The sequence below is a fragment of the Sphingopyxis sp. genome, assembly GCF_016793825.1.
In the GTDB taxonomy this organism is placed as follows: Bacteria; Pseudomonadota; Alphaproteobacteria; order Sphingomonadales; family Sphingomonadaceae; genus Sphingopyxis.
In genome coordinates this window covers 503,790-524,248 of the sequence record NZ_JAEULM010000044.1, presented here as the reverse complement: position 1 = coordinate 524,248, position 20,459 = coordinate 503,790, and the positions used below count along the sequence as shown (strand labels likewise).

Sequence of the window (20,459 nt, the reverse complement as noted above, 5' to 3'; positions counted from 1 at the left end):
TCTTGCCGGTCATAAAGTCGCACCCATTGCCTGGGGCATGTGGCGCTTTGCCGGTGTCGATGTCCCCACGGCGCGGGCGCGCGTCGATGCAGCTTTCGAAGCGGGCGTGACCCTGTTCGACACCGCCGACATTTACGGCTGCGATACGCCGGCGGGTTTTGGTTCGGCCGAAGCGTTGCTGGGTGAGGTCTTCGCCGAAGCGCCTGCGCTGCGTGACAAGATGGTCCTTGCGACCAAGGGCGGGATCATCCTTGGCGTGCCTTATGACAGCAGTGCCTCCTATTTGACCTCTGCGATCGATATCTCGCTGAAACGCCTGCGTACCGACCATGTCGAATTGTGGCAGATTCATCGTCCCGACCTGCTCACGCATCCGCAGGAAATTGCACGCACGCTCGAAGACGCGCACCGCGCGGGCAAGATCGGTGCGATCGGCGTGTCGAACTTCACGACCGCGCAGGCCGCGGCGCTCGCCAAATTCCTGCCGGTTCCTGTGGTCAGCCATCAGAGCGAATTTTCCCCGCTTCACCTGAACCCGCTCTTCGATGGCATCTTCGATCAGTCGATGGCGGAGGGGATGAGCCTCCTCGCCTGGTCGCCGCTCGGCGGCGGCCGGCTCGGCGATCCGGCGGACGAGCGCACGCGCGCAGTCGCTGGACTGCTCGATGCGAAGGCGGCGGAGTACGGCGTCTCGCGCGCCGCGGCGACTTATAGCTGGGTGATGGCGCATCCCGCGCGCCCGATCCCGATCGTCGGCACCCAAAATCCCGACCGGATCAAGGAAATCCCGCAAGCCTTCGCGCCGCGCTGGACGCGCGCCGAATGGTACGCGGTGCTGCAAACATCGATGGGGGAGAATTTACCGTGACCGATCGTACGTGCGAAGTGAGCTGGTTTTCGGCGCTCTGCGACGACGACTATGAATTTCTGGGCATCCCCGACCCGATGCTCAAATCGAGCTGGGAGCATTGCCGCGACATCGTGGTGCAGGCCGATACCCTTGGCTTCGACAATATCCTGCTGCCGTCGGGCTATGCGCTCGGCATCGACACGACCGCCTTCGCCGCGGCGATCGCGACGATGGTGAAACGCATCCGCCTGCTGATGGCGGTGCGCGTCGGCGAAACATGGCCGCCGCAGCTCGCGCGCCAGATCGCGACGATCGATCGCATTCTGGGCGGCAGGCTGACGGTCAATATCATCTCGTCGGACATGCCCGGCGAGACCATGGAGTCCGAACCGCGCTATCGCCGTACGGTCGAGGCGATGCATATCCTGAAGACGCTGCTGAACGGTGAGGCGCTCGACCATGATGGCGAGTTCTGGAAGCTGAAGCTTGAACCTGCGCGCATCGGCATGGTGTCCGGGAAGGCACCGCCGCTCTATTTCGGCGGACTTTCCCCCGCCGCACGCGACGCCGCCGCAAAGGGCTGCGACGTTTTCCTGATGTGGCCCGACCGCGAGGAGGTGGTGAAGGAGATCATCGCCGACATGACCGCGCGTGCCGCCGCTTACGGTCGCACGCTGAAGTTCGGCTACCGCGCGCATATGATCGTTCGCGATACCGAGGCCGAGGCGCGCACCGCCGCCTACCGCCTGCTCTCGAAGCTCGATGCGGAGAAGGGCGCGGCGATCAAGGCCAAATCGCTCGATTCGCAGAGCTTTGGTGTCAACGCGCAGGTCGCGCTCCGCGAGGCCGCTTCCGACGACGGCTATGTCGAGGATAATCTCTGGACCGGCGTCGGCCGCGCCCGCTCGGGCTGCGGCGCCGCGATCGTCGGCGACCCCGATCAGGTGCTGGCGAAGCTGAACCGCTATCAGGACATGGGGATCGAGGCATTCATCCTGTCGGGTTACCCCCATGCCGCCGAAGCCGACCTTTTTGCGCGCCATGTGCTGCCGAAGATGACGCACGGGCCGCTGGGGCTCTGACGCCTCCCGTCATTGCGAGGAGCGAAGCGACGCGGCAATCTCTCGCTATCAGCCTCGCGCGGGTTCGATAGCTGGAGATTGCTTCGCTTCGCTCGCAATGACGATTTTGAATGGGATGCCCCGCCTCCTCGGTGAGACGTAGGAGAGAGGGAGACGGGGCGAGCGCGCTTAAGCAGGAGGCGGATTGCCTGTCGATGAACAAAAAATCTTATCCGGCCCAAACCTGCGCATACAGCATCGCCATCTCCTCGCTATCCGGCACGCGCGGATTGTTCGCGGGCGACCCCGATGCCGCTGCCTGCGCGCACATCGTCGGGACCAGCGCGTCCCAGCGTGCCGCGTCGATGCCCCATGCGGCGGGCCCCGGCACTTCGAGCTCGCGGTTGAGCGCCGCCAGCTCGTCGAGCAGCCGCGCTACCGCCGCCTGATCGCCCTCGGCCTCGTCCGCCACCCCCATCGCCCTTGCGCAATCGCCATAGCGGTGCAGCGCCGCGGGCGCCGACCAAGCGGTCACCGCGGGCAGCAGCATCGCGTTCGACAGCCCGTGCGGGACATGGAAATGCGCGCCGATCGGCCGGCTCATCCCGTGAACCAGCGCGACCGAGCTGTTCGAGAAGGCGATCCCCGCCTGCGTCGCGCCCAGCATCATCGCCTCGCGCGCCGCCGCGTCCATCGGGTCGCTGCACACGCGACGCAAGTTTGGCGCGATCGCACGCATCGCGAGCAAGGCCATGCCGTCGCTGAACGGGTTCGCGCGCTTCGACACATAGGCCTCGATCGCGTGAACGAGCGAATCGATGCCGGTGTCGGCAGTCAGCCTTTTGGGTTTGGTGAAGGTCAGCTCGTAATCGACGAGCGCGGCGACGGGCAGGTAGGCGAGCCCGGGGCACAGCATCTTCTCGTCGGTTGTTTCGTCGGTGATGATCGTGAAGCGCGTCGCCTCCGACCCGGTGCCCGCTGTCGTGGGGATTGCGATTATCGGCAGCCCCGGCGCATCCTGCACATGGGGGGCTTTGTAGTCTGCCATTGCCCCGCCGAATTTTCCGAGCAAGGCAATTGCCTTCGCGCTGTCGAGCGGGCTGCCGCCCCCGAAACCGACGACGCAGTCATGCTCGCCGTCCTTCAGGAAGGCGACCCCTGCGTCGACCGACGCCACCGTCGGGTCGGGGACCGTATCCGCAAACACCCGCGCCGCGATCCCGGCCGCCGCCAGTCCGTCGACCAACTCGGTCACACGGCCGCTGCTCACCAGCCAGCCGTCGGTCACGATCAGCGGCCGCCCCAGCCCCAGCGTGCCCAGCACGTCGGGCAGCTCCTTCGACGCGCCGGCGCCGATGCGCAGGATGCGGGGCAGGGCGATGCTTGCAATGCTCAACTTACCATCTCCTCGCGGATCGAACTCCGTGCCAGCCAGAACAGGCCCGACGCGACCGCGCCGAACAGGATGAAGATCATCAGCGACCAGCGCACCCCTTCGGCCGATCCTAGCCCCATCGGGCCGCTTAGAAAATCGCTGACCGCACCGACACCCAGCGGACCGAGTCCAAGGCCGATCAGGTTGATGATGAACAACAGCACCGCCGACGCCGTCGCGCGCGTCTGCGGCCGGACCAGCCCTTGCACCGCGGCATAGCCCGGACCGTACCACAGCGTGTTGAGCACGGGTGGAAACGCGAACATGATCAGCGCGAAGACAGCTGAATCTGTCATCAATCCTGCGATGTAGAAGGGGATGCCCATCAGCGTCGAAATCGCCGGGATCGCGACATAGGCCCGTAAGTCGCGTGCACCATATTTATCGGCGAGATAGCCCCCCAGCCAGGTCCCGACCGCGCCCGTCAACCCGAGGACGATGCCGAGTGCGACGCCCAGAAATCCGGTGAGGCCGAGGCCGACGTTACCGGCCAGCACAGTCAGCTCTGCCGCATGGTTGCGAAAGAAGAAGGGGGCAAGGAAGGCTGCGGCGCCGTAGCCGATGAATGCCTTGATCGCCGCCGCGAAAGCGATCAGCCAGAAGGTCCGCTTGCCGCGGATCTCGGCCATCGCAGTCTTGAAATCGGGGCGCGACGCTTTCAGCGCTGCCATGTCGATGTTGAGCTGGCGGCGTGGTTCGCGCAGCGTCGTCCATGCAACGAGCGCCATCAGCAGCCCCGGCAGGCCGGCGAACAGAAAGGCCGTGCGCCAGCCATAGGCATCGGCGATCAAACCTCCGAGCGCGAGACCTAGCAGTCCACCGAGCGGCGTTCCGAGCGCATAAAAGGCAAGCGCCGAGGCGCGCCGTTCGCGCGGCGTATAGTCGGTGATCAGCGAATGGGCCGGTGGGGTGCAACCTGCTTCGCCGATGCCCACGCCGACCCGGCATGCCACGAGCTGAAAGAAGTTCTGCGCGAAGCCGCAGGCCAGCGTGAAGAGGCTCCACAAGCCCGCTGCGGCCGCGATGATCCGCGGCCGATGCCCGGTCTCGGCATAGCGCGCGATCGGAATGCCGAGCACGGTGTAGAAGAGTGCGAAAGCCAGCCCCGTCATCACGCCAAGCTGCCAGTCGGCGAGATGCAGGTCGTGTTTGATCGGCTCGGCCAGGATCGCGACGATCTGCCGGTCCAGGAAGTTCAGAATATAGATGATCAACAACACCGTCAGCGCATAGCGGCGGTACGCCGGCGACACCGGCTGGATGAGGGGCGAAGTGGGGGTTTCGGCGGTCATTTGATCCTCTCACTATTTTCTCTTTGCTCGTCACCCCAGACGTGATCCGGGCGTCATTCTCACGGCGCCGGAAGTCATGGATGACGGATCAATACCGGCATGACGACGGAGCGTTGACTCCGTCCCTCGACACGATATGACAGCGTTGTCTGAAAAGGAAAAGCGATTGCCTGAATTGCTCGTTCTTCAATCGGTCTGGGGTCTCGACAAATGCCCCGGTTTTGACATCGAAAATCGCCTCGACGAGGCGCTGGAACAGGTCGTCGTCGCGGGCTTCGACGGCGTGGGGGTCAATCTTGCGCGCACCGCCCGCACCGACGGTGTCGCGCGCGTTATGAACCCGCTCGGCCTTGCGTGGGAGGGGCAAGTGCTCGTCCAGGACGCGGCTCAGCTCACCCACTGGATCGGCGAGGCGCATCGCCTCGGCGCGCATCACCTCAATGTCCAGATCGCCGGCCCAACCGCCGACTTTCGTGCCGCGCTGCGCTTGATCGATAGCCTTGTCGCCGCGACGAAAGATGCGCCGCTGCCTGTCTGGTTCGAAACCCACCGCGGGCGGCTCACCAACGATCTGCTGTTTACATTGCAGTTGCTTGATGAACGTCCCGGCCTGCCGCTCACGGCCGACCTGTCGCATTATCCCGTCGCGGGCGAAATGGAGTTGCCGCTTCGGGGCGATCAACTCGCGGCGATCGAGACGATCCTGCAGGGCAGCCACAATTTCCATGGCCGCGTTTCGACGACGCATCAGGTGCAGGTCGCGCTGGACGCTCCACAGCATCAGGGCTGGCTCGATCAGCATGTCGCCTGGTGGCGGCGCGGATTCGAACTGTGGCTCGAACAGGCGCGGGACGATGACGCGCTGACGTTCATGTGCGAACTCGGACCTCCTCCCTACGCGATTACGGCGCCTGATGGTCGCGAACTGACAGACCGCTGGGACGAGGCGCAGCGAATGCGCGATATCGTGCGGGGACTGTGGGTGGAAGTCGCCGGCATCTGACTCCGTGCCCCTGCCACGGCTATGGTGGTGGATCACACCGCCACCGCATCCCGCCAGTGGGCAAACGTCGTATCGGCTTCGTCGCGCGACACTTGGGGCAAGAATTCGGCATCGTATCGCGCCAGCCGCTTCAGATCGTCCTCAGCGAACAGCCCCACGCCCATGCCGGCGGCCAGCGCGGCGCCATAGGCGCTCGCCTCGCGCACAGCATGACGGCGTACCGGGCGCTGCAAGGCGTTGGCCTGCAACTGCATCAGCGTGTCGCTCGTCGATAATCCGCCGGCGACCGGCAGCGCGTCAGGCACCGGCAGCGCGTCGGCAATCACTTCGGCGATTTCGCGAAAGCGGAACGCGATGCTCTGCAACGCGGCGCGCGCAATCTGCTGCGGTCCGTCGGCAAAGCTCAGCCCGCCGATCAATCCACGCGCTTCGAATTGTCCGTGCGGCGCGCCCATGCCGGCAAGCGACGGACGGACGAAGACATTGCCAGCGTCGGCCACCGACGCCGCGGCGATCTCCAGGGCCGCTGGCGAGGCGAAGAGTCCTAGTCCGTCGCACAGCCACTCGATCATCGATCCGGTGGTGATCACCATGCCCTCGATGCAGAAACGAGGTTTTCCGCCGACGAAGACCAGCGCCTCGGCCGGCATGCTGCCGTGAATCGATTCGGGCGCTTCGCCGGTTCCGGCCATCAGCACGCCCGAGGTGCCATAAGTCGCCTTCCAGGCCCCGCGGCCGAGCGCGCCATGGGCCACCATAGCGGCCTGCTGGTCGGCGATCAGGGCCGTGATCGGCACCCTTCCGCCGAGAACCGCCGGATTGCTCTCGGCGATCGCGCCCCAGCTTTCGACCTGCGCGGGAAACAGGTCAGGCGAAAGATGCTGATGGCCGAGCAGGGCGCTGTCCCATCCGACGCCCTGCATATAATCATAATAACCGGTCATCCACGCTGCCGAGGCATCGGTGACATGCGCGCCGCTCAGCTTGAAGGTCAGCCAGCTATCCAGCGTTCCCCATTGCAGGTCCGCCGGCTGACGTCCCGACAGCGCGATGGCGGCGGGAAGCTTCGCCGATGGTACCTGCGGCCAGCCCGAAAAGCCTGCCGCGCGCAGCTTCTTATATTCGTCCATCCCGCGCAAATCGCTCCACACCAGCATCGGTGCGACGGGATCGCCGGTGGCTCGGTTCCAAAGGACGACGCTTGCGCGCTGCGTCGTCACGCCGATCGCGGCTACGTCTGCGATGGTACGCCGCCCGGCGGCCAGCGCGCCGGCGATCACGGCGCGGCAGATATCCCACACCGTGGAGGCATCCTGCTCGACGAGACCCGGGCCCGGATAACGGCTCGCGATCGGTCGCTTGTCGATACCCAGCACCGCGCCCGCCGGATCAACCAGCATGGCGCGGGCACCGGTCGTACCCGCATCCAGCGCGAGCAGAAGCTCAGGCATCGGGTATCAGATTGCCCGGGTTCATGATTCCCTCCGGATCGAGACATTGCTTGATCCGGCGAAGCAGAGCGACCCCGTTTTCGCCCAGATCATGTTGAAGATAGGGCTTGCGAAGCCGCCCCGCGCCATGATGGTGCGCAACTCCGCCGCCATGCTTTGCAGTCGCTTCCATGATCGCGCGCCAGCCGGCGAAATAGGCGGGCTCCATCTTCGCACTGTCTTCGAAACTGGCGGCAAAGCTGAAATAGAGGTTGATTCCCGACCGGTAGACATGGCTGCTGTGCGCCGATGCGTTGATCACGCCGGGGATTTCGTTGAGCGCGGCGATGCTGTCGTCATAGATCGCGCCGATCTCGCTCCAGCGCCCCGAAATCTCGACCGTGTCGGCGACATAGCCGCGCTCGAACATGTCGCGCCAGCTTGGCACATGGTTGCGTTTTTCGATCCACTGCTTTGCCGCCATCGGATCGCCCGCTTCGAGCCCCGAGGCGCCGCAAATCTCGTGCATCGCCGCCAGCTCGGCGTCGACTCGCGCCTTGGGCCCTTCATGGACCATCAACAGCATCGCCTTGCCATCGCGTTCATAGTCGCGGAACAAGCGCCGTACCTCGCGCCCGTCATACTGGCGCATCACCGGCGGGCGCCAGTCGGCGCGTACGATCTGCCGCTGCGCCTCGAAGCCCGCGCGCATGTCGTCGGCGTAGAAGATGCTGTAGTCGCGGTGCGGGGCTTTCGCCCGCAGCGAGAAGGTCACGCCGGTGATCACGCCCATCACGCCTTCGGCACCCATCAGCAAATGCCGCAGGTCCGGGCCGGCGGCGGCGCGCACCGCCTTGCCCAGCGTGACCAGCTCGCCGTTCGACAGCACCGCCTCGATCGAATGGATGATGTCCTCGATATTGCCATATGCGGTCGAGAACTGCCCCGAGGCGCGCGTCGACACCCAGCCGCCGACGCTGCTGATCGCAATCGATTGCGGCCAGTGACCGATCGTCAGACCGTGCGCCGCAACCGCCTCTTCGGCCTCCATGCCGTTGAGTCCCGCATCGAAGCTCGCGAGCAGATCGTCGCTGTCGATGTAGCGCACGCGGTTCATGCCGCTCATGTCGAGCAGGATCGCATCCGGCGTCGGCTCGATCCCCCCGCACACCCCGCTGCCAAGACCATAGGGGATCAGCGGTATGCGCTTCTCGGCGGCAAGGCGTACAACCTTCTGCACATCTTCGACCGACTGCGGCCGTACGACGCATCTCGGCGCGGACACGGCTTCGCCGCGCCAGTCGCGCAGATGCTTGACCGCCCACTGGTCGTAGCGGCGGGCGTTCAGCGCATCTGTATCGCTCGCAACACGGTCGGCGCCCACGGCGCTGGCAAGGGCTTCGGCAATCGAACTCATCTCACTCTCCCAAAAGCCTGCGGCTTTCCTCGTTGATCTTGCGGCAATGCGCGATCTCAGCTGCCGTCTTGGCGTCATCCCAGCCGAGCAGCGCGCCCATCGCCTCGGCGGCAGGAGCGAGCGCGGCCAGACCGGCCCCCTCGTCGAACCAGGCGCGCGCGCTCCGGCGGACCCAATAATCCTCAAGGCTGGCGGCGCCCTCATGCGTCACCGCGCGCGTAGCCTCCGCGGCGACATCGCCGCCCGCAATCACGATCTCGTTTGCTTCGTCGCCATAAAGGCGTGCCAGCCGCTCGGCGGCGCGCGGATCTAGGCGGCTCAGGCTATCGCCGACGCCGCGCGATCCTCCGGGCAGCGGCGCATCGGCGGTCGAACAGGGGAGGGCGGTAGCGCCCAGCCGCTCGACGACCAGATCGACAACCCGCTCGGCCATCGCGCGATAGGCGCTGAGCTTGCCCCCCGCGATTGACACCAGTCCGCTCGGCGAGGTCCATATCTCGTCCTTGCGCGACACCTCGTTCGCCTTCTTGCCTGGCTGCGCGATCAGCGGCCGCACCCCCGACCAGAGCGCGACGATTTCGCCATCCCGGATCGGATCGATGCGCAGCGCCGCTTCGGTCGCGCGCAGCAGATAGTCGATGTCGTCGCGTGTCGGCGCGGGCCAGTAATCGGCGCCGTCATGGAACACGTCGGTCGTGCCGATATAGGTGAAGGCGCCACGCGGTACCGCAAAAATGCTACGCTTGTCGGGCGCGCGAATGATGAGCGTCGCGTTGATCGGCAGTCGCTCTCGCGGCAGGACAAGGTGGATGCCGCGGCTCAGCGACAGTCGCACGTCGCCTTCGCCGGCTTCCAATCCGCGCACCTTGTCGACCCATGCTCCCGCGGCATTCACCACCAGCCTTGCCTTGATCCGCGTACCCAGCCCGTCATTCAGTGTCGAGGTCGCGACAAGGCCATCCTCCGTAAGCTCCGACGCCGCCGCATGATTGATCGCCACCGCCCCCGCGCCCTGCGCGCTGCGGATATTGGCGAGAACGAGCCGCGCGTCGTCGGTCAGGAATTCGGGGTAGAGTACCGCGCCATTCAGCTTGTCGGTGCGCATCAATGGCTCGCGCCGTTGCAACTCGGCCAGCCCGATAACCTCATGCTTCTCGGCATCGGGCACGCCGCCGAGTTTCTCGAACGTCCAGAGGCCCGTCCGTAATTTCGCGGTCATTGCCATGTTCGTGGTCGGGATCAGGAAGGGCGAGAGCGTCGTGAGATGCGGTGCGATCCGCCGTACCACCTGTCGCTCCGACGCCGCTTCCTTGACCAGCGCGATATCGCCCTGGCTGAGGTATCGCAGTCCGCCGTGGATCATCTTCGAGCTGCGGCTGCTCGTCCCGCTGGCATAGTCGCGCGCCTCGACCAGCGCGACCGACAGCCCGCGCATCGCCGCGTCGCGCGCGATCCCCGCGCCGGTGATCCCGCCGCCGATCACCGCAAGGTCGAACGTCCGGGATTCCAGCTCGGCAAAGACCTGCGCGCGCCGCCGCGCATCGAGTTGGGTGCTGCTCATATGTTCACGCTAAGCGCATCACAGCGGCATTGGTATTGCATTATGGGAATGATATGGTGCGCGCCATGAACCTCCGCCGCCTCCGACATTTCGACACGCTTTACCGCCTCGGCAGCTACGCGCGCGCGGCTGACGAACTTGGTCTTACCCAATCGGCGCTCACGCGCTCGATCCAGAAGCTCGAGGAGGAACTGGGCGCCACCCTCTTCGACCGCACCACCCATTATGTGCGTCCGACGAGCGACGCCGACCGGCTTATCCGATCCGCCCGCGACGTTATCGCCGCGTCGGCGAATCTCGAACAGGAGGCGCGCGGGCTCGATCAGCCGAGCAGCGGCACCGTCGCGGTCGGCAGCGGACCCTATCCGTTGCAGCCCTTGCTCACCGACGCGATCGCGCGCTTTGCCGAATTGCATCCCGGCGTGCGGGTGACTGTTACCGGCGGTCCGTCGCAGCAATTGCTCGAAACTCTCATCGACCGGCGGCTCGACCTGGTGGTCTGCAACCGTGCGAAGTTTGCCGCGTCGGGCCACGCCGACGAAGTCCTCTGTATCCCGCTGCCGACCGAACCGCTGATACTCGTTTGTGCGCTCGACCATCCGCTGGCGAGAGGTGGCGGCGATAGTGCCGATTTTCCCTGGGCGCTTCCACGCCCGGCACCGGGCAGCAACCTTCCGCGTACTCTCCGCGCTCGCTTCGCGGCGGGACAGTTTCCCGATTATGAGCTGGACTCGACCGCCGCCTGCCTCGACATGGCGCGAAGCGGCCGTGCGATCACCGTCGTGCCCCTGCGCCTGGCGATGCGATCGGGCCTCGCCATGATCGCGCTCCCGTCGTCGGAAGTCACGCGCGACGCCATCCATCTCCTCCGCAACCGCAGCCGCAGCGCGCTTGTCGCCGCGTTCGTCACGGTGCTGCGTGAAGTCGCTCAGGCCGAGACGATCCCGTCGAACAGCGCCGCGTCGGCCGACCCGGCCCGGTAGAATAGCGGCGGCTGCCCAAGTGGCGCTGCAACGGTCACGTCCGCGCCCCCGGTATGGCTCTGCCCCGACCAGACATGAACCCAATCCGCTCCAGCAGGCAAATAGGTCGTCCACTCGCGCTTCCCCGCCGCCATGACCGGGGCGACGAGCAGGTCCGGACCAAGCAGATAGGAGGTCTGGATCGCATAGGTTTCCGCATCGTCGTCGAAATGCAGGAACAGCGGCCGCTGCACGGGCAACCCAATCTCTGACGCCTCATGCGACAGTCGCCGGATGTACGGCGCCAGATGCGCATAAATCCGCGTCATCTTCGCAAAATGCGCGAGCAAATCCGGATCGTCGTCATATTGCACATTCTGCCGCGGCCGATTGCCCTCATGCGTGCGGATCATCGACGTGAACGCCGACATCTCGGCCCAGCGCATCGCCAGCTCTGCGTCGCGCGTCGTATCGAACAGGCTCGTATAACCGCCGCAATCGCTGTGATGATGCGCGTTGCCGAGCATACCCGCCGACAGCGCGGCGCAGATCACCGTGCCGATGCCGTCGTGGCGCGAGAAATCGACCGACTGGTCGCCCGCCCACAGCATCGGGCAATGCCCCTGCACACCGGCCGCTCCCGATCGCATGAAGACCATCATCTCGCCGGTCTGCCCGCGCCCCGCGATGCCCTTGGCGTTGACCTCGCCCCACAGCGCCGGCCAGCGGTTGTGCGCGGTCATCCCGCTCTCGCCATTCGCCAGCCGAACATCGACCGGCAGATATTCGCCGAAGTCCGCCATCCAGCCCGACAGGCCGAAATCGATCATCTTCTCGCCGATGATCGTGTCCGCAAACCACGCCGCCGCCGCCGGATTGGTGAAATCGACATGCCCGCAATCGAACTCGCCGAAATCGATGATATAAGGCTCGTCCCTGTCGGGATGCATCACCATGAAACCCTGTCCCGCCGCCTCAGCATAGAGTGGCCCGTCGACCGCCAGATACGGGTTCACATAGCCAAGAAACCGGACGCCGCGCTCGCGCAACTCGGCGATGCGCGCCGGCAATTCGGGATAACGCTCTTCATTCCATTGCCAGTCCCAGAACAGGCGATTGCCGAAGCTGGTGATGCGCAGGCCGACCCAATCCTCGCACCACAGCCCCGACACTGCGACCCCGGCCTCCTCGTACGCCTTCAATCGTGCAAAGCTGTTGTCGCCATCCTTAAGCCCGATGACCGCACCTTTGAGCAGCCATTCGGGCAGCGGCGGCTGACGTCCGAAGCGGTCCGACAGGGCCGACACCAGCGCGGCAAAACGCGGCCGCGCCCAAAGCTCGATCTTCGCGGGAATCTCCCAGACCTCGATTTCGTGATGATCGTCATTCCTGAAATCGAACGCCGCATAGGCAAAGCTGTCGACATGGAGCGCATAGCGCCGCGAGCTCACATAGGTCGGTTGGGGATAATTGGTGTGCGCATAACTGCCGCCACCGCCCTTGCGGTGCGCCTCGACCTGCTGGAACAGCGGTGATGCCGGATCGCGCCCAACGCCGGGTTCGCTCGACCACAGGGGGAAATGCCGGCCGCGCAGATCGAAGTACGAGAATTGCTCGCCTCCGCCCCACACATGCTCGCTCGCTTGCGCCGGTACACGCAGCCACAATCGATTGAGTGTCGCATCAAGTGCCGTCAGCGCGATCACCGCATCGTCACCGTCGCCCGATACCTCCGCCTCGAGCAGCCATGCCGCGCCGGGCGCTTCGGCAAAGCGAACGGCATCGCCGTCGACTTCGGCATGCGTCAGCGCGATCCGTTCGATCACCTCTTCTGCCACATCGAAGTGGCCCAACTTTGAACGGACATGCGGCACGCCGCGCCCGACCGAGAAACAGGGTGCATCCTTGCCGTGCGTCAGGATCGTTCGCCCGTCGAGGCGGAGGGCAAAGCCGGTATCGAGCGCGTCAAGCGCCATGCGGGGATCCTTTCGCTTTCCTCATACAATCTTCCCTGCCGCGAGGCGATGGGGAGGGCGCGCGCGGGGCGTGATGGAGGGGCGGCGGCGGCCCGTCACGGCCCCTCCGTCAACGCTTCGCGCTGCGCTCTCCCCATCGAAATCCTCGGGGAGGGCTTTTCAGCCTCAGAAGTTCACGCGGCCCGTTATCCCGAAATAACGCTCTGCGTCGCGCGGCGTGATCTGGCGCATGAAAGAGGTGCCGTTCGGAATACGCTGCGTCACGAACTGCTTGTCGGTCAGGTTCTTGACGATGAAGGACAGGCTGTACTTGTCGTCCGATGTGCTGACGCGGACGCCGGCATCCCAGATCGCATAGGCGCTCTGGAACGCATTCGGATTCTGGTTGATGTCGAAGTTGGTCTTGCTCTGATAGACAAGCGAACTGTTCAGATCGACGTTGAAGCCCTCGATGTTCAGCGGCAAGCGCCAGTCCATCGTCACCGTACCCTTGTACTTGGGGGCAAAGGGCAGTGGCTTGCCATTGATCGCATCGGCGCAGGTTACCGCAGCCCCCGTGGGACAAATGAACTTGTTGATGTGGGCATCGGTATAGTTGAAGCCGCCCGACAGCGAAAAATCGTCCGTGATCGCCGCGTTGAAGTCCATTTCGATGCCGCGCGTCGAAACGCTGCCCGCGTTGGTCAGGCGGGTGACGACCTGGCCCGCGACGATGTCGAGGAAGTTCGCCTGATAATTGTCGTACTTGGCATAGAATGTTGCCAGGTTCAGCGTCAGGCGGCGGTCGAACAGCCGCATCTTCAGGCCGGCCTCATAGGCGTTCGACTTTTCGGGGTCGATCCGGCCGGTATCGCGTGCCAGCATATTGAAGAAGATGTTGAGCGCCGGGCCCTTGTAACCGCGCGTATAGGTTGCATAGGCGATGACATCGTCGGTCACGTCATATTGCAGGCCGGCATTGCCCGACCAGCCATTGTCCTTGATCGACCCCGTCGACGCAAAAGCCGGATTGACGCCGGAGAAGGCCGCGAGCGAAGTCGAACGACGGACGAAGTCATAGGCGACCTTGTCGTTCGTATGGCGCAAGCCGACTATGCCGCGGAACGCATCGGTGAAGTTCAACGTCCCCTGACCGAAAGCCGAATAGCTGGTCAGCGTGGTCGTGAAGTCGGCGTTGCCTTCGTTGGTGAGGTAAGTCGACGATCCCGCGGCGCAGGGCGTCAGGCCGCCTACCGTCGGCAGCGTCGAGGCGGTGCAGCTCGTGACCGTGCGGTTGAAGAAGTCGACTTCTTTCGTGTGATAGTAATAAAGGCCCGCAACATATTCGAAAAACTGTGGATTTGATGATGCGATCCGCAATTCCTGGGTGAACTGGTCGAACGTCAGATCGCCACGATCATGCGACCGGACATCGCCCGAAGCGGTCCCGGTATTGACATATTTCGGCGCGTCCGACCGGAAGTCGCCGTCGCGCTGCTGGAAGTTGTACCAATGACGATAGGCGGTGATCGACGTCAGTGTGACGCCGCCGAGGTCGAGGTCGAACTGCCCCGACACGCCGCTGTTCTTGTCCTTGGTATAGGGATCGAGGTCGTTGTCGATGTCCTTGTTCTTGCCGTCCAGCGTCAGCGGCGCGAGGCTCGGGATGAACACCGCATTGTTGAAAGCGGAGGAGAAGACGGTGCCGATGCTGTCGGCATAGCCATTATCGCTTCCCTTCGAATAATCGGCGATCAGCGTGATCTTCAGCGCATCGCTGGGCTCCGCGATCAGTTTGCCGCGCACGCCCCAATGTTCATAGCCGTTGACCTTGTGGTTGTTGAACACGTTGCGGCCATTGCCGTCATACTGCGACCAGAAGCCCGTGAGCGAAGCGCGGACGCTGTCGCTGAGCGGGCCGCCGACACTGCCGCGGATGCGATATTCATTGCCCTCGTACCAGGCGGCGTCGACGTAGCCGCCCAGTTCATTGCCCGGTTCGCGCGACACGATGTTGATCACCCCGGCACTGGCATTCTTGCCGAAAAGGCTGCCCTGCGGGCCGCGCAGCACCTCGATGCGCTCGACATCAAGGAAATCCGAGGTCTGCTGGCCGGTACGGGCATAGACGACGCCGTCGATCACGGTCGATACCGACGGTTCGACGCCGGCGGAAAAGCTGATCGTGCCGACGCCGCGGATCGACAGCGCCGAATCCTTGTTGGTGTTGCCCTTGCGGAACGTCAGCGTGGGGACGCGCTGGAAAAGTTGTTCGGCCGAATTGATGTTCGCTCGCTCGAGTTGGCCACCCGAAACGACCGAGATCGCCACCGGGACATCCTGCAGATTCTGTTCGCGCTTCTGCGCGGTGACGATGATGTCGGTGGTCGCGAAGGGCGCGTCGGCGGCGGCTTCTTGCGCGCGGGCGGGGGCTGCTGCGATCAGAGCCGCGGCCATCGTCGTCGAAAGCGCCAAAGCCAGCTTGTATGTCGTCGTCATCGAAAACCTCCCCACTCGCGTCCGGCGGATCATCTGTCCGCCTGGATCCTGGAACCGTGGCGCGGCCGCGGATATCGGCCGAGAATCATCCGGTCGGCCCGAGGGCTAACCCGCCATGCATAGGGATGCGCGGCAAAATCATCGCAGTCCAATCGAGAAATGTCGTGATAGTATGTCCAAATGCTATGACTTGCTCGATGGCGACAAGGCGGGGGATGGCTCCGGCGTATGCGCAAGCCTTAAAGATGCCTGCCAACCTCGCGGGGCGGACCCCGACCTGCCTCCGGGCTGAATGGAAAAGCGAGCGGTCCTACTTCGACGCGACGACACGCTTCACATGCGCGAGGCATGCTTCGGTTTCGCGTCGCACATCGTCGTTCAGCCAGGCAACGATCTCCGGCGTCGGACCGATGTCCGGTTCGAGCAGCGCGAAGTCCAGATAGACGGGCGGGGCAATCGGTCGGATCGCGACACCGAGCCGGTGAAACAGCGGCGCGCTGAACGGCTCGGCGATCGATACCCCGAGGCCGGCTTCGACAAAGGCATACAGGATCTGCGAATGCTGCGTCTCCAGCCGTCGGGACACCGGGATGCCGGAAGTTTCCAATACCGCGTCGATCCCGTTCCACAGCGCGTCGGCTTCGTGCATCGGGCCGATGAATTCCTCGCCCGCGAGATCCTCCACTGACAATTGCGGACGGTGCGCCAGGGGGTGGTTGGCGGGCAGGATGCAGATATAGTCGGCGCGCGCGAGCAAGGTCGATCGGATGCCCTCGCGCCCTTGCGCTTCGACCCCGATTCCAAGGTCCGCCTGACCCAGAAAGACGCGCTCCTCGATCGCCCGTTGTCCGAGCGATTCCACCGTGATCTTGATGTCGGGATAGAGGATACGAAAGCGCGCGATCACGGCGGGGAGGATGGTCATCGCAATCGCAGCCAGCGCTGCGATCCGCACCGTGCCTACCGGATGCGCGCGAATCCGACGCGCGGCCTGATCGAGCAGGTCGAGGCCTGCGTAGCTTCGCCGTACCGCTTCATAGAGGGCCTGCGCCTGCGCGGTCGGATGTACGCGCGCCCCGCGCCGGTCGAACAGGCGAAAGCCGACCGCACGCTCCATGTCGGCGATCAGCCGGCTTACCGACGGCTGGCTGATGTTGAGCATCGTTGCGGCAGCGGTAATCCCACCACTCATCATGACGGCGCGAAACGCCTCGACCTGTCTCATTCGCATAGGTCATAGTATAGACGTATGATCGTACGATGCAATTCGATTGGATGCGATGGATGTTTTGGAGGTATCGAGTCGTCATTGACCAATCCGGGAGACGCAACATGGATTATTCGGCGCAGCGCGAACAATTTGCGACGGAAGGCTATGCGGTATTCGAACGCATCCTCGAAGGCCCGCTGCTCGACTTGCTTCGTGAAGAATGCGGCCGCGTGATCGAACGCGAAGATGCCCGTCTCGACAGCCTTGGCGTCGAAGTCGACGGCATCAGCCACAAGGGCAAGCGTTATTTCGCCGGCGAATGCCAGCGGAAGCAGCCCGACCTGCGCAACATGCTGTTCAGCGAGACGATGGCCGACGTCTGCCGCGCCACGATCGGCGACGATGCCTATTTCTTCTACGACCAATACGTCGTGAAAGGCGCGAGCGAGGGGATGCCGTTCAGCTGGCATCAGGATTCGGGTTATGTCGTCGGTAACGGAGGGCCTGTCGACCATAAACCGTACCTGACCTGCTGGTGCACGCTGGACGATACGACGGTTGCCAATGGCACGGTGCGTATCCTGCCATTTTCGCAGGCACCCGACACGCGCGACGGCATCGTTCCGCATACGCGCCAGCCGGGCAGCAACGACCTTGTTGGCTATACCGGCGACAGCGAGGGCGTGACGCTCGAGGTGCCGGCGGGGAGCATCGTCGCCTTTTCCAGCCTCGCGCTCCACGCAACCGGATCGAATTCGACGCCGAACATGCGCCGGGTCTATCTTGCGCAATATTCGCCCGAGCCGATCCTGAATCCCGGCACGAATCACCTCCGTCGCAACGCGATCGCCTTTTTGCGCGGCGGTAGCCAGGTGACTTTCAACTGAGCCACAACACCGAGGGAGAGCGCCATGATCGATCATCGTGCAACGTCCGGTCGACCGCGCATCGTCGCACTTGGCGGTAATGCTACCGCTGGCGGTTCGGCCGAACGTCTGCTCCGCCATGCGCTTGCGCGCTGCGAAGCGCAGGGTGCCGATACGCAGCTCTTCGCTGGCGACGCGATCGACCTGCCGCTTTATGCCCCCCACCACGGCAATCGCTGCGCAAAGGCGAGGGCGCTGATATCGGCGCTGCGGGAGGCCGACGGGGTCATCGTCGCTTCACCCGCCTATCACGGTACCGTGTCAGGCGTGGTCAAGAACGCACTCGATTATGCGCAGGACCTGGTTTCGGATACGCAGCCCTATTTCGACGGCCGCGCTGTCGGACTCGTTGCCGTTGCCGGCGGCTGGCAGGCGGCCGGTAGCACGCTCGCGACTCTGCGTTCGATCACGCATGCGCTGCGTGGATGGCCGACCCCGATGGCGGTCACCGCCAACAGCAGTCAGCCGCTGTTCGATCCCGACGGGCTGCTGACCGACGATGGCATCGCCATGCAACTCGACATCATGACCGGGCAGGTGATGATGTTCGCGCGGATGAAGGCGGGATATGCCTCCCCGCGCGACACGGCGATGGCCTGAGCGGCATTATCCGGCCCCGCACCGATTTCCTGCGATCGGGCGTCCGGCGCCGATGCAACGGCCCGCTTGCCGTCTGATAGATTTTCTTCATCGCAAAATCGATCGATCTCCATTGACGAATCCAATATCAATCTTTTAAGTTGAGATTGTCGTTCGGAGTTGGTCGAAACGAATGACAGGCTCTCCTCCTTCGACCCGCGGCTTTTGACCGGGAAGCAGCTTGCTCCGCGTTACCAACGGCTAAAGCGCGTGATGCTCGGGCGACATCGCCAGGCATTGCGTTCCCCCAGCAGGGGTATTGCGATGCATATGTGTAGCACCAGTTCATAAACGGACGCCGACGATATCGTGCGCCTGGGGCCGGACAGATCGGCCCCCGGGCGCCGTTCCTTCGGTCATTTCTTTCCTCGGCCGCGCATCTCCCACGAGATGCCCTCGGCTTCGCGTCCGGCGCCCAATGCGCTGACGATAGGTGACTTATGCCCTTACTGACCCAATCCGACCTGTCGGATCTGGCCCGCTATCCCGCCTCCTTGCGCAGCGCCGCCCGTGCGCTGTGGGGAGCAGAGCTCGCGATTGCCCGATCTGGCCCCGCGCACCGTGCAAACATTCACCAGGTCTCGAAAGGACGGCGTCCCCGCCCGAAAAGAAAAATGCGGGACGGTTCATCCTGATGCCAACGCCGGCGCGGACGGAAAGAGAATCGTGGCCCTAAAGGCCTTATCTATTCCCACTCGCGGTTTAGTCGATTAGACGGGACAGGTGACTGACTGCGCCTCCTGTATTGTCCGCAACCGTGCGATCTGCGCCAGCCTTGACGCGGAGGAACTGGCGATTCTCGGCAGAATGGGGCGTCGGCAGCGCGTCAAGGCCGGCCATACGCTGTTGTGGGAAGGGGACGACGCGCCGGTTGTCGCCAACGTTCTTGAAGGTGTGCTGAAGCTTGTCGTGGCGGCGACGGAGGGGCGCGAGCAGATCGTCGGACTCGTTTTTCCGTCCGATTTCATCGGTCGGCCCTTCGGTAAGGAAAGCCCGTACAGCGCCACCGCGATGACGGACGCCGAAGTGTGCATCTTCAATCGCAACAGCTTCGACGATTTCGCGAGCAGCCATCCCGATCTCCAGCAGAAGCTGCTACGCCGCACGCTCGACGAACTCGATCGGGCGCGGCATTGGATGATGCTGCTGGGACGCAAGTCTGCGTCGGAGAAGGTGGCCTCCTTCCTCCTCGAAATGTCCGAAAGACTTTCGGGGCAGGGCTGCGATGCGGGCGTGCAAAGGGGCTTCGAGCTGCCTTTCGGACGGCAGCAGATCGCCGATATCCTGGGTCTGACGATCGAAACGACAAGCCGCCAGCTTACCAAAATGCGCGCCGACGGCGTGCTCGACCTGCCGTCCCGTCGCGAAATCGTGATCAACGATCGTGCCGCGATGGAAGATATGGCAGGCTGACAGGCCGTCGGCGCCAGTTGGGGAACTAGAAGCGGAAGGCGACTCCCGCGCTGATCACCCAGGGGTCGAGCCTGTGCCGCGTCTTCAGCACTTCGGTCGTGCCGGCATACCATGTCGCGGTCGGGCTCAGGAAATAGCGCTTGGCGTCGAGCGATAGGGCGAGCCCGCTGTCATTGACCGGGATGACGATCCCGGCCTGCAGCGCCGCCCCGAGCTTGTCGCCCATCTTTTGCCGCGTTGCCCCCAGCGCGCGCGTCGTCGCACCCGGCTTTTCATCGATGAAGATGAAATAGCTGGGACCGGCACCGATATAGGGACGGACGCCGCCGTCCTTTCCGAAATGATATTTGATCGTCAGCGTCGCGGGAACGATCTTGGCGTCGGAAACCAGCGTCGCGCCGTCGATAGCGCCGCGACCATTGACGTCATGCTGTGTCACCCCGGCGATGGTTTCCAGGGAGACGGCGTCGCTGACGAAAGACTCGATCGCGACGGTCGGCGTGACATTGTCGTCCGCGCCGGCCTGGGTTCCCGCCGGCAACCCGATCCTGTCGGTCTTGACCTTCGATATCTTGCCATCGGGCGCCACATAGGTGGCGAATATCTTGAACTGGACGTCGCCGGCCTTTGCAAGGGCTTGTCCCGGAAGCGCGAGGGCAATCACGAGTGCGGCGAGGGAGAGATGCTTGGTCATGGTTTTGGCTCCTTTTTTTGCGGAGCCATCCCTGCGCCGACGGCGCCGGGCGGGCATTGATGCGGCACAAGGTTTTTGTTGATCCCGATCAATGTTTCGTCGTCGGCGCGCG

At 64.1% G+C, this 20,459-nt stretch carries 16 protein-coding genes; 7 read left to right on the top strand and 9 right to left on the bottom strand.

All coding sequences use genetic code 11. From position 1 onward, the window contains the following. Positions 1-37 precede the first annotated feature (37 nt). Together JNM03_RS15405 and JNM03_RS15400 are read left to right on the top strand one after the other, a co-directional pair. On the top strand, positions 38-868 hold the full coding sequence (locus JNM03_RS15405; RefSeq protein WP_294037878.1) for an aldo/keto reductase: 831 nt from the start codon (positions 38-40) through the stop codon (positions 866-868). Beyond that, a complete protein-coding gene (locus tag JNM03_RS15400) occupies positions 865-1,932 on the top strand; it encodes an LLM class flavin-dependent oxidoreductase (protein WP_294037876.1) in 1,068 nt (355 codons plus the stop codon). Before JNM03_RS15405 ends, JNM03_RS15400 begins: the two co-directional genes overlap by 4 nt. A 208-nt stretch (positions 1,933-2,140) precedes the next feature. Here the strand turns inward: JNM03_RS15400 and JNM03_RS15395 are convergent, their stop codons facing one another. Together JNM03_RS15395 and JNM03_RS15390 are read right to left on the bottom strand one after the other, a co-directional pair. Further along, positions 2,141-3,307, bottom strand: coding sequence for an iron-containing alcohol dehydrogenase (locus JNM03_RS15395; protein ID WP_294037874.1), 1,167 nt, complete (start codon positions 3,305-3,307; stop codon positions 2,141-2,143). Continuing rightward, positions 3,304-4,638, bottom strand: coding sequence for an MFS transporter (locus JNM03_RS15390; RefSeq protein ID WP_294037872.1), 1,335 nt, complete (start codon positions 4,636-4,638; stop codon positions 3,304-3,306). The genes JNM03_RS15395 and JNM03_RS15390 overlap by 4 nt, the downstream gene beginning before the upstream one ends. Before the next feature lie 136 nt (positions 4,639-4,774). Between JNM03_RS15390 and JNM03_RS15385 the strand changes: the two genes are divergently transcribed. Beyond that, the gene (locus tag JNM03_RS15385) at positions 4,775-5,641 is read left to right on the top strand and encodes a hypothetical protein (protein WP_294037870.1); all 867 of its coding nucleotides are present in this window, start codon (positions 4,775-4,777) and stop codon (positions 5,639-5,641) included. A gap of 32 nt (positions 5,642-5,673) precedes the next feature. On the opposite strand, the gene JNM03_RS15380 is transcribed toward JNM03_RS15385, so the two are convergent. From JNM03_RS15380 to JNM03_RS15370, 3 genes are read right to left on the bottom strand one after another with little or no spacing between them, the layout of a single operon-like run. Next, entirely contained in the window at positions 5,674-7,092 is a 1,419-nt protein-coding gene (locus JNM03_RS15380) for an FGGY family carbohydrate kinase (protein ID WP_294037868.1), read from the bottom strand. Next, positions 7,085-8,488 carry an FAD-binding oxidoreductase gene (locus tag JNM03_RS15375; protein WP_294037866.1) on the bottom strand — a complete coding sequence of 468 codons (1,404 nt, stop codon included), beginning with the start codon at positions 8,486-8,488 and terminating at the stop codon, positions 7,085-7,087. Before JNM03_RS15375 ends, JNM03_RS15380 begins: the two co-directional genes overlap by 8 nt. A gap of 1 nt (position 8,489) precedes the next feature. Continuing rightward, entirely contained in the window at positions 8,490-10,049 is a 1,560-nt protein-coding gene (locus tag JNM03_RS15370) for a glycerol-3-phosphate dehydrogenase/oxidase (protein WP_294037864.1), read from the bottom strand. Between the two features lie 65 nt (positions 10,050-10,114). Here JNM03_RS15370 and JNM03_RS15365 point away from each other — a divergent pair, with 65 nt between their 5' ends. Further along, positions 10,115-11,032 (top strand): LysR family transcriptional regulator, encoded by a 918-nt coding sequence (locus JNM03_RS15365; RefSeq protein ID WP_294037863.1) that lies wholly within the window; start codon positions 10,115-10,117, stop codon positions 11,030-11,032. Here the strand turns inward: JNM03_RS15365 and JNM03_RS15360 are convergent. The 3 genes from JNM03_RS15360 to JNM03_RS15350 all read right to left on the bottom strand — a co-directional run bounded on the left by JNM03_RS15360 (position 10,978) and on the right by JNM03_RS15350 (position 16,696). Next, on the bottom strand, positions 10,978-12,987 hold the full coding sequence (locus JNM03_RS15360; protein ID WP_294037861.1) for an alpha-glucosidase: 2,010 nt from the start codon (positions 12,985-12,987) through the stop codon (positions 10,978-10,980). The genes JNM03_RS15365 and JNM03_RS15360 overlap by 55 nt on opposite strands. A gap of 165 nt (positions 12,988-13,152) precedes the next feature. After that, positions 13,153-15,465: a TonB-dependent receptor gene (locus JNM03_RS15355; RefSeq protein WP_294037859.1), complete on the bottom strand. Its 2,313-nt coding sequence runs from the start codon at positions 15,463-15,465 to the stop codon at positions 13,153-13,155. A gap of 310 nt (positions 15,466-15,775) precedes the next feature. Beyond that, entirely contained in the window at positions 15,776-16,696 is a 921-nt protein-coding gene (locus JNM03_RS15350; RefSeq protein WP_294037858.1) for a LysR substrate-binding domain-containing protein, read from the bottom strand. A gap of 101 nt (positions 16,697-16,797) precedes the next feature. Between JNM03_RS15350 and JNM03_RS15345 the strand changes: the two genes are divergently transcribed. The 3 genes from JNM03_RS15345 (at position 16,798) to JNM03_RS15335 (ending at position 19,653) form a co-directional block, all read left to right on the top strand. Continuing rightward, entirely contained in the window at positions 16,798-17,562 is a 765-nt protein-coding gene (locus JNM03_RS15345; protein ID WP_294037857.1) for a phytanoyl-CoA dioxygenase family protein, read from the top strand. 24 nt (positions 17,563-17,586) lie between these two features. Beyond that, the gene (locus JNM03_RS15340) at positions 17,587-18,201 is read left to right on the top strand and encodes an NADPH-dependent FMN reductase (RefSeq protein ID WP_294037856.1); all 615 of its coding nucleotides are present in this window, start codon (positions 17,587-17,589) and stop codon (positions 18,199-18,201) included. A 762-nt stretch (positions 18,202-18,963) separates the two neighbouring features. After that, the gene (locus JNM03_RS15335; protein ID WP_294037854.1) at positions 18,964-19,653 is read left to right on the top strand and encodes a Crp/Fnr family transcriptional regulator; all 690 of its coding nucleotides are present in this window, start codon (positions 18,964-18,966) and stop codon (positions 19,651-19,653) included. Positions 19,654-19,678: 25 nt separating this feature from the next. Here JNM03_RS15335 and JNM03_RS15330 read toward each other — a convergent pair whose 3' ends face one another. After that, the gene (locus JNM03_RS15330) at positions 19,679-20,347 is read right to left on the bottom strand and encodes an OmpW family outer membrane protein (protein ID WP_294037852.1); all 669 of its coding nucleotides are present in this window, start codon (positions 20,345-20,347) and stop codon (positions 19,679-19,681) included. Positions 20,348-20,459: the final 112 nt, after the last annotated feature.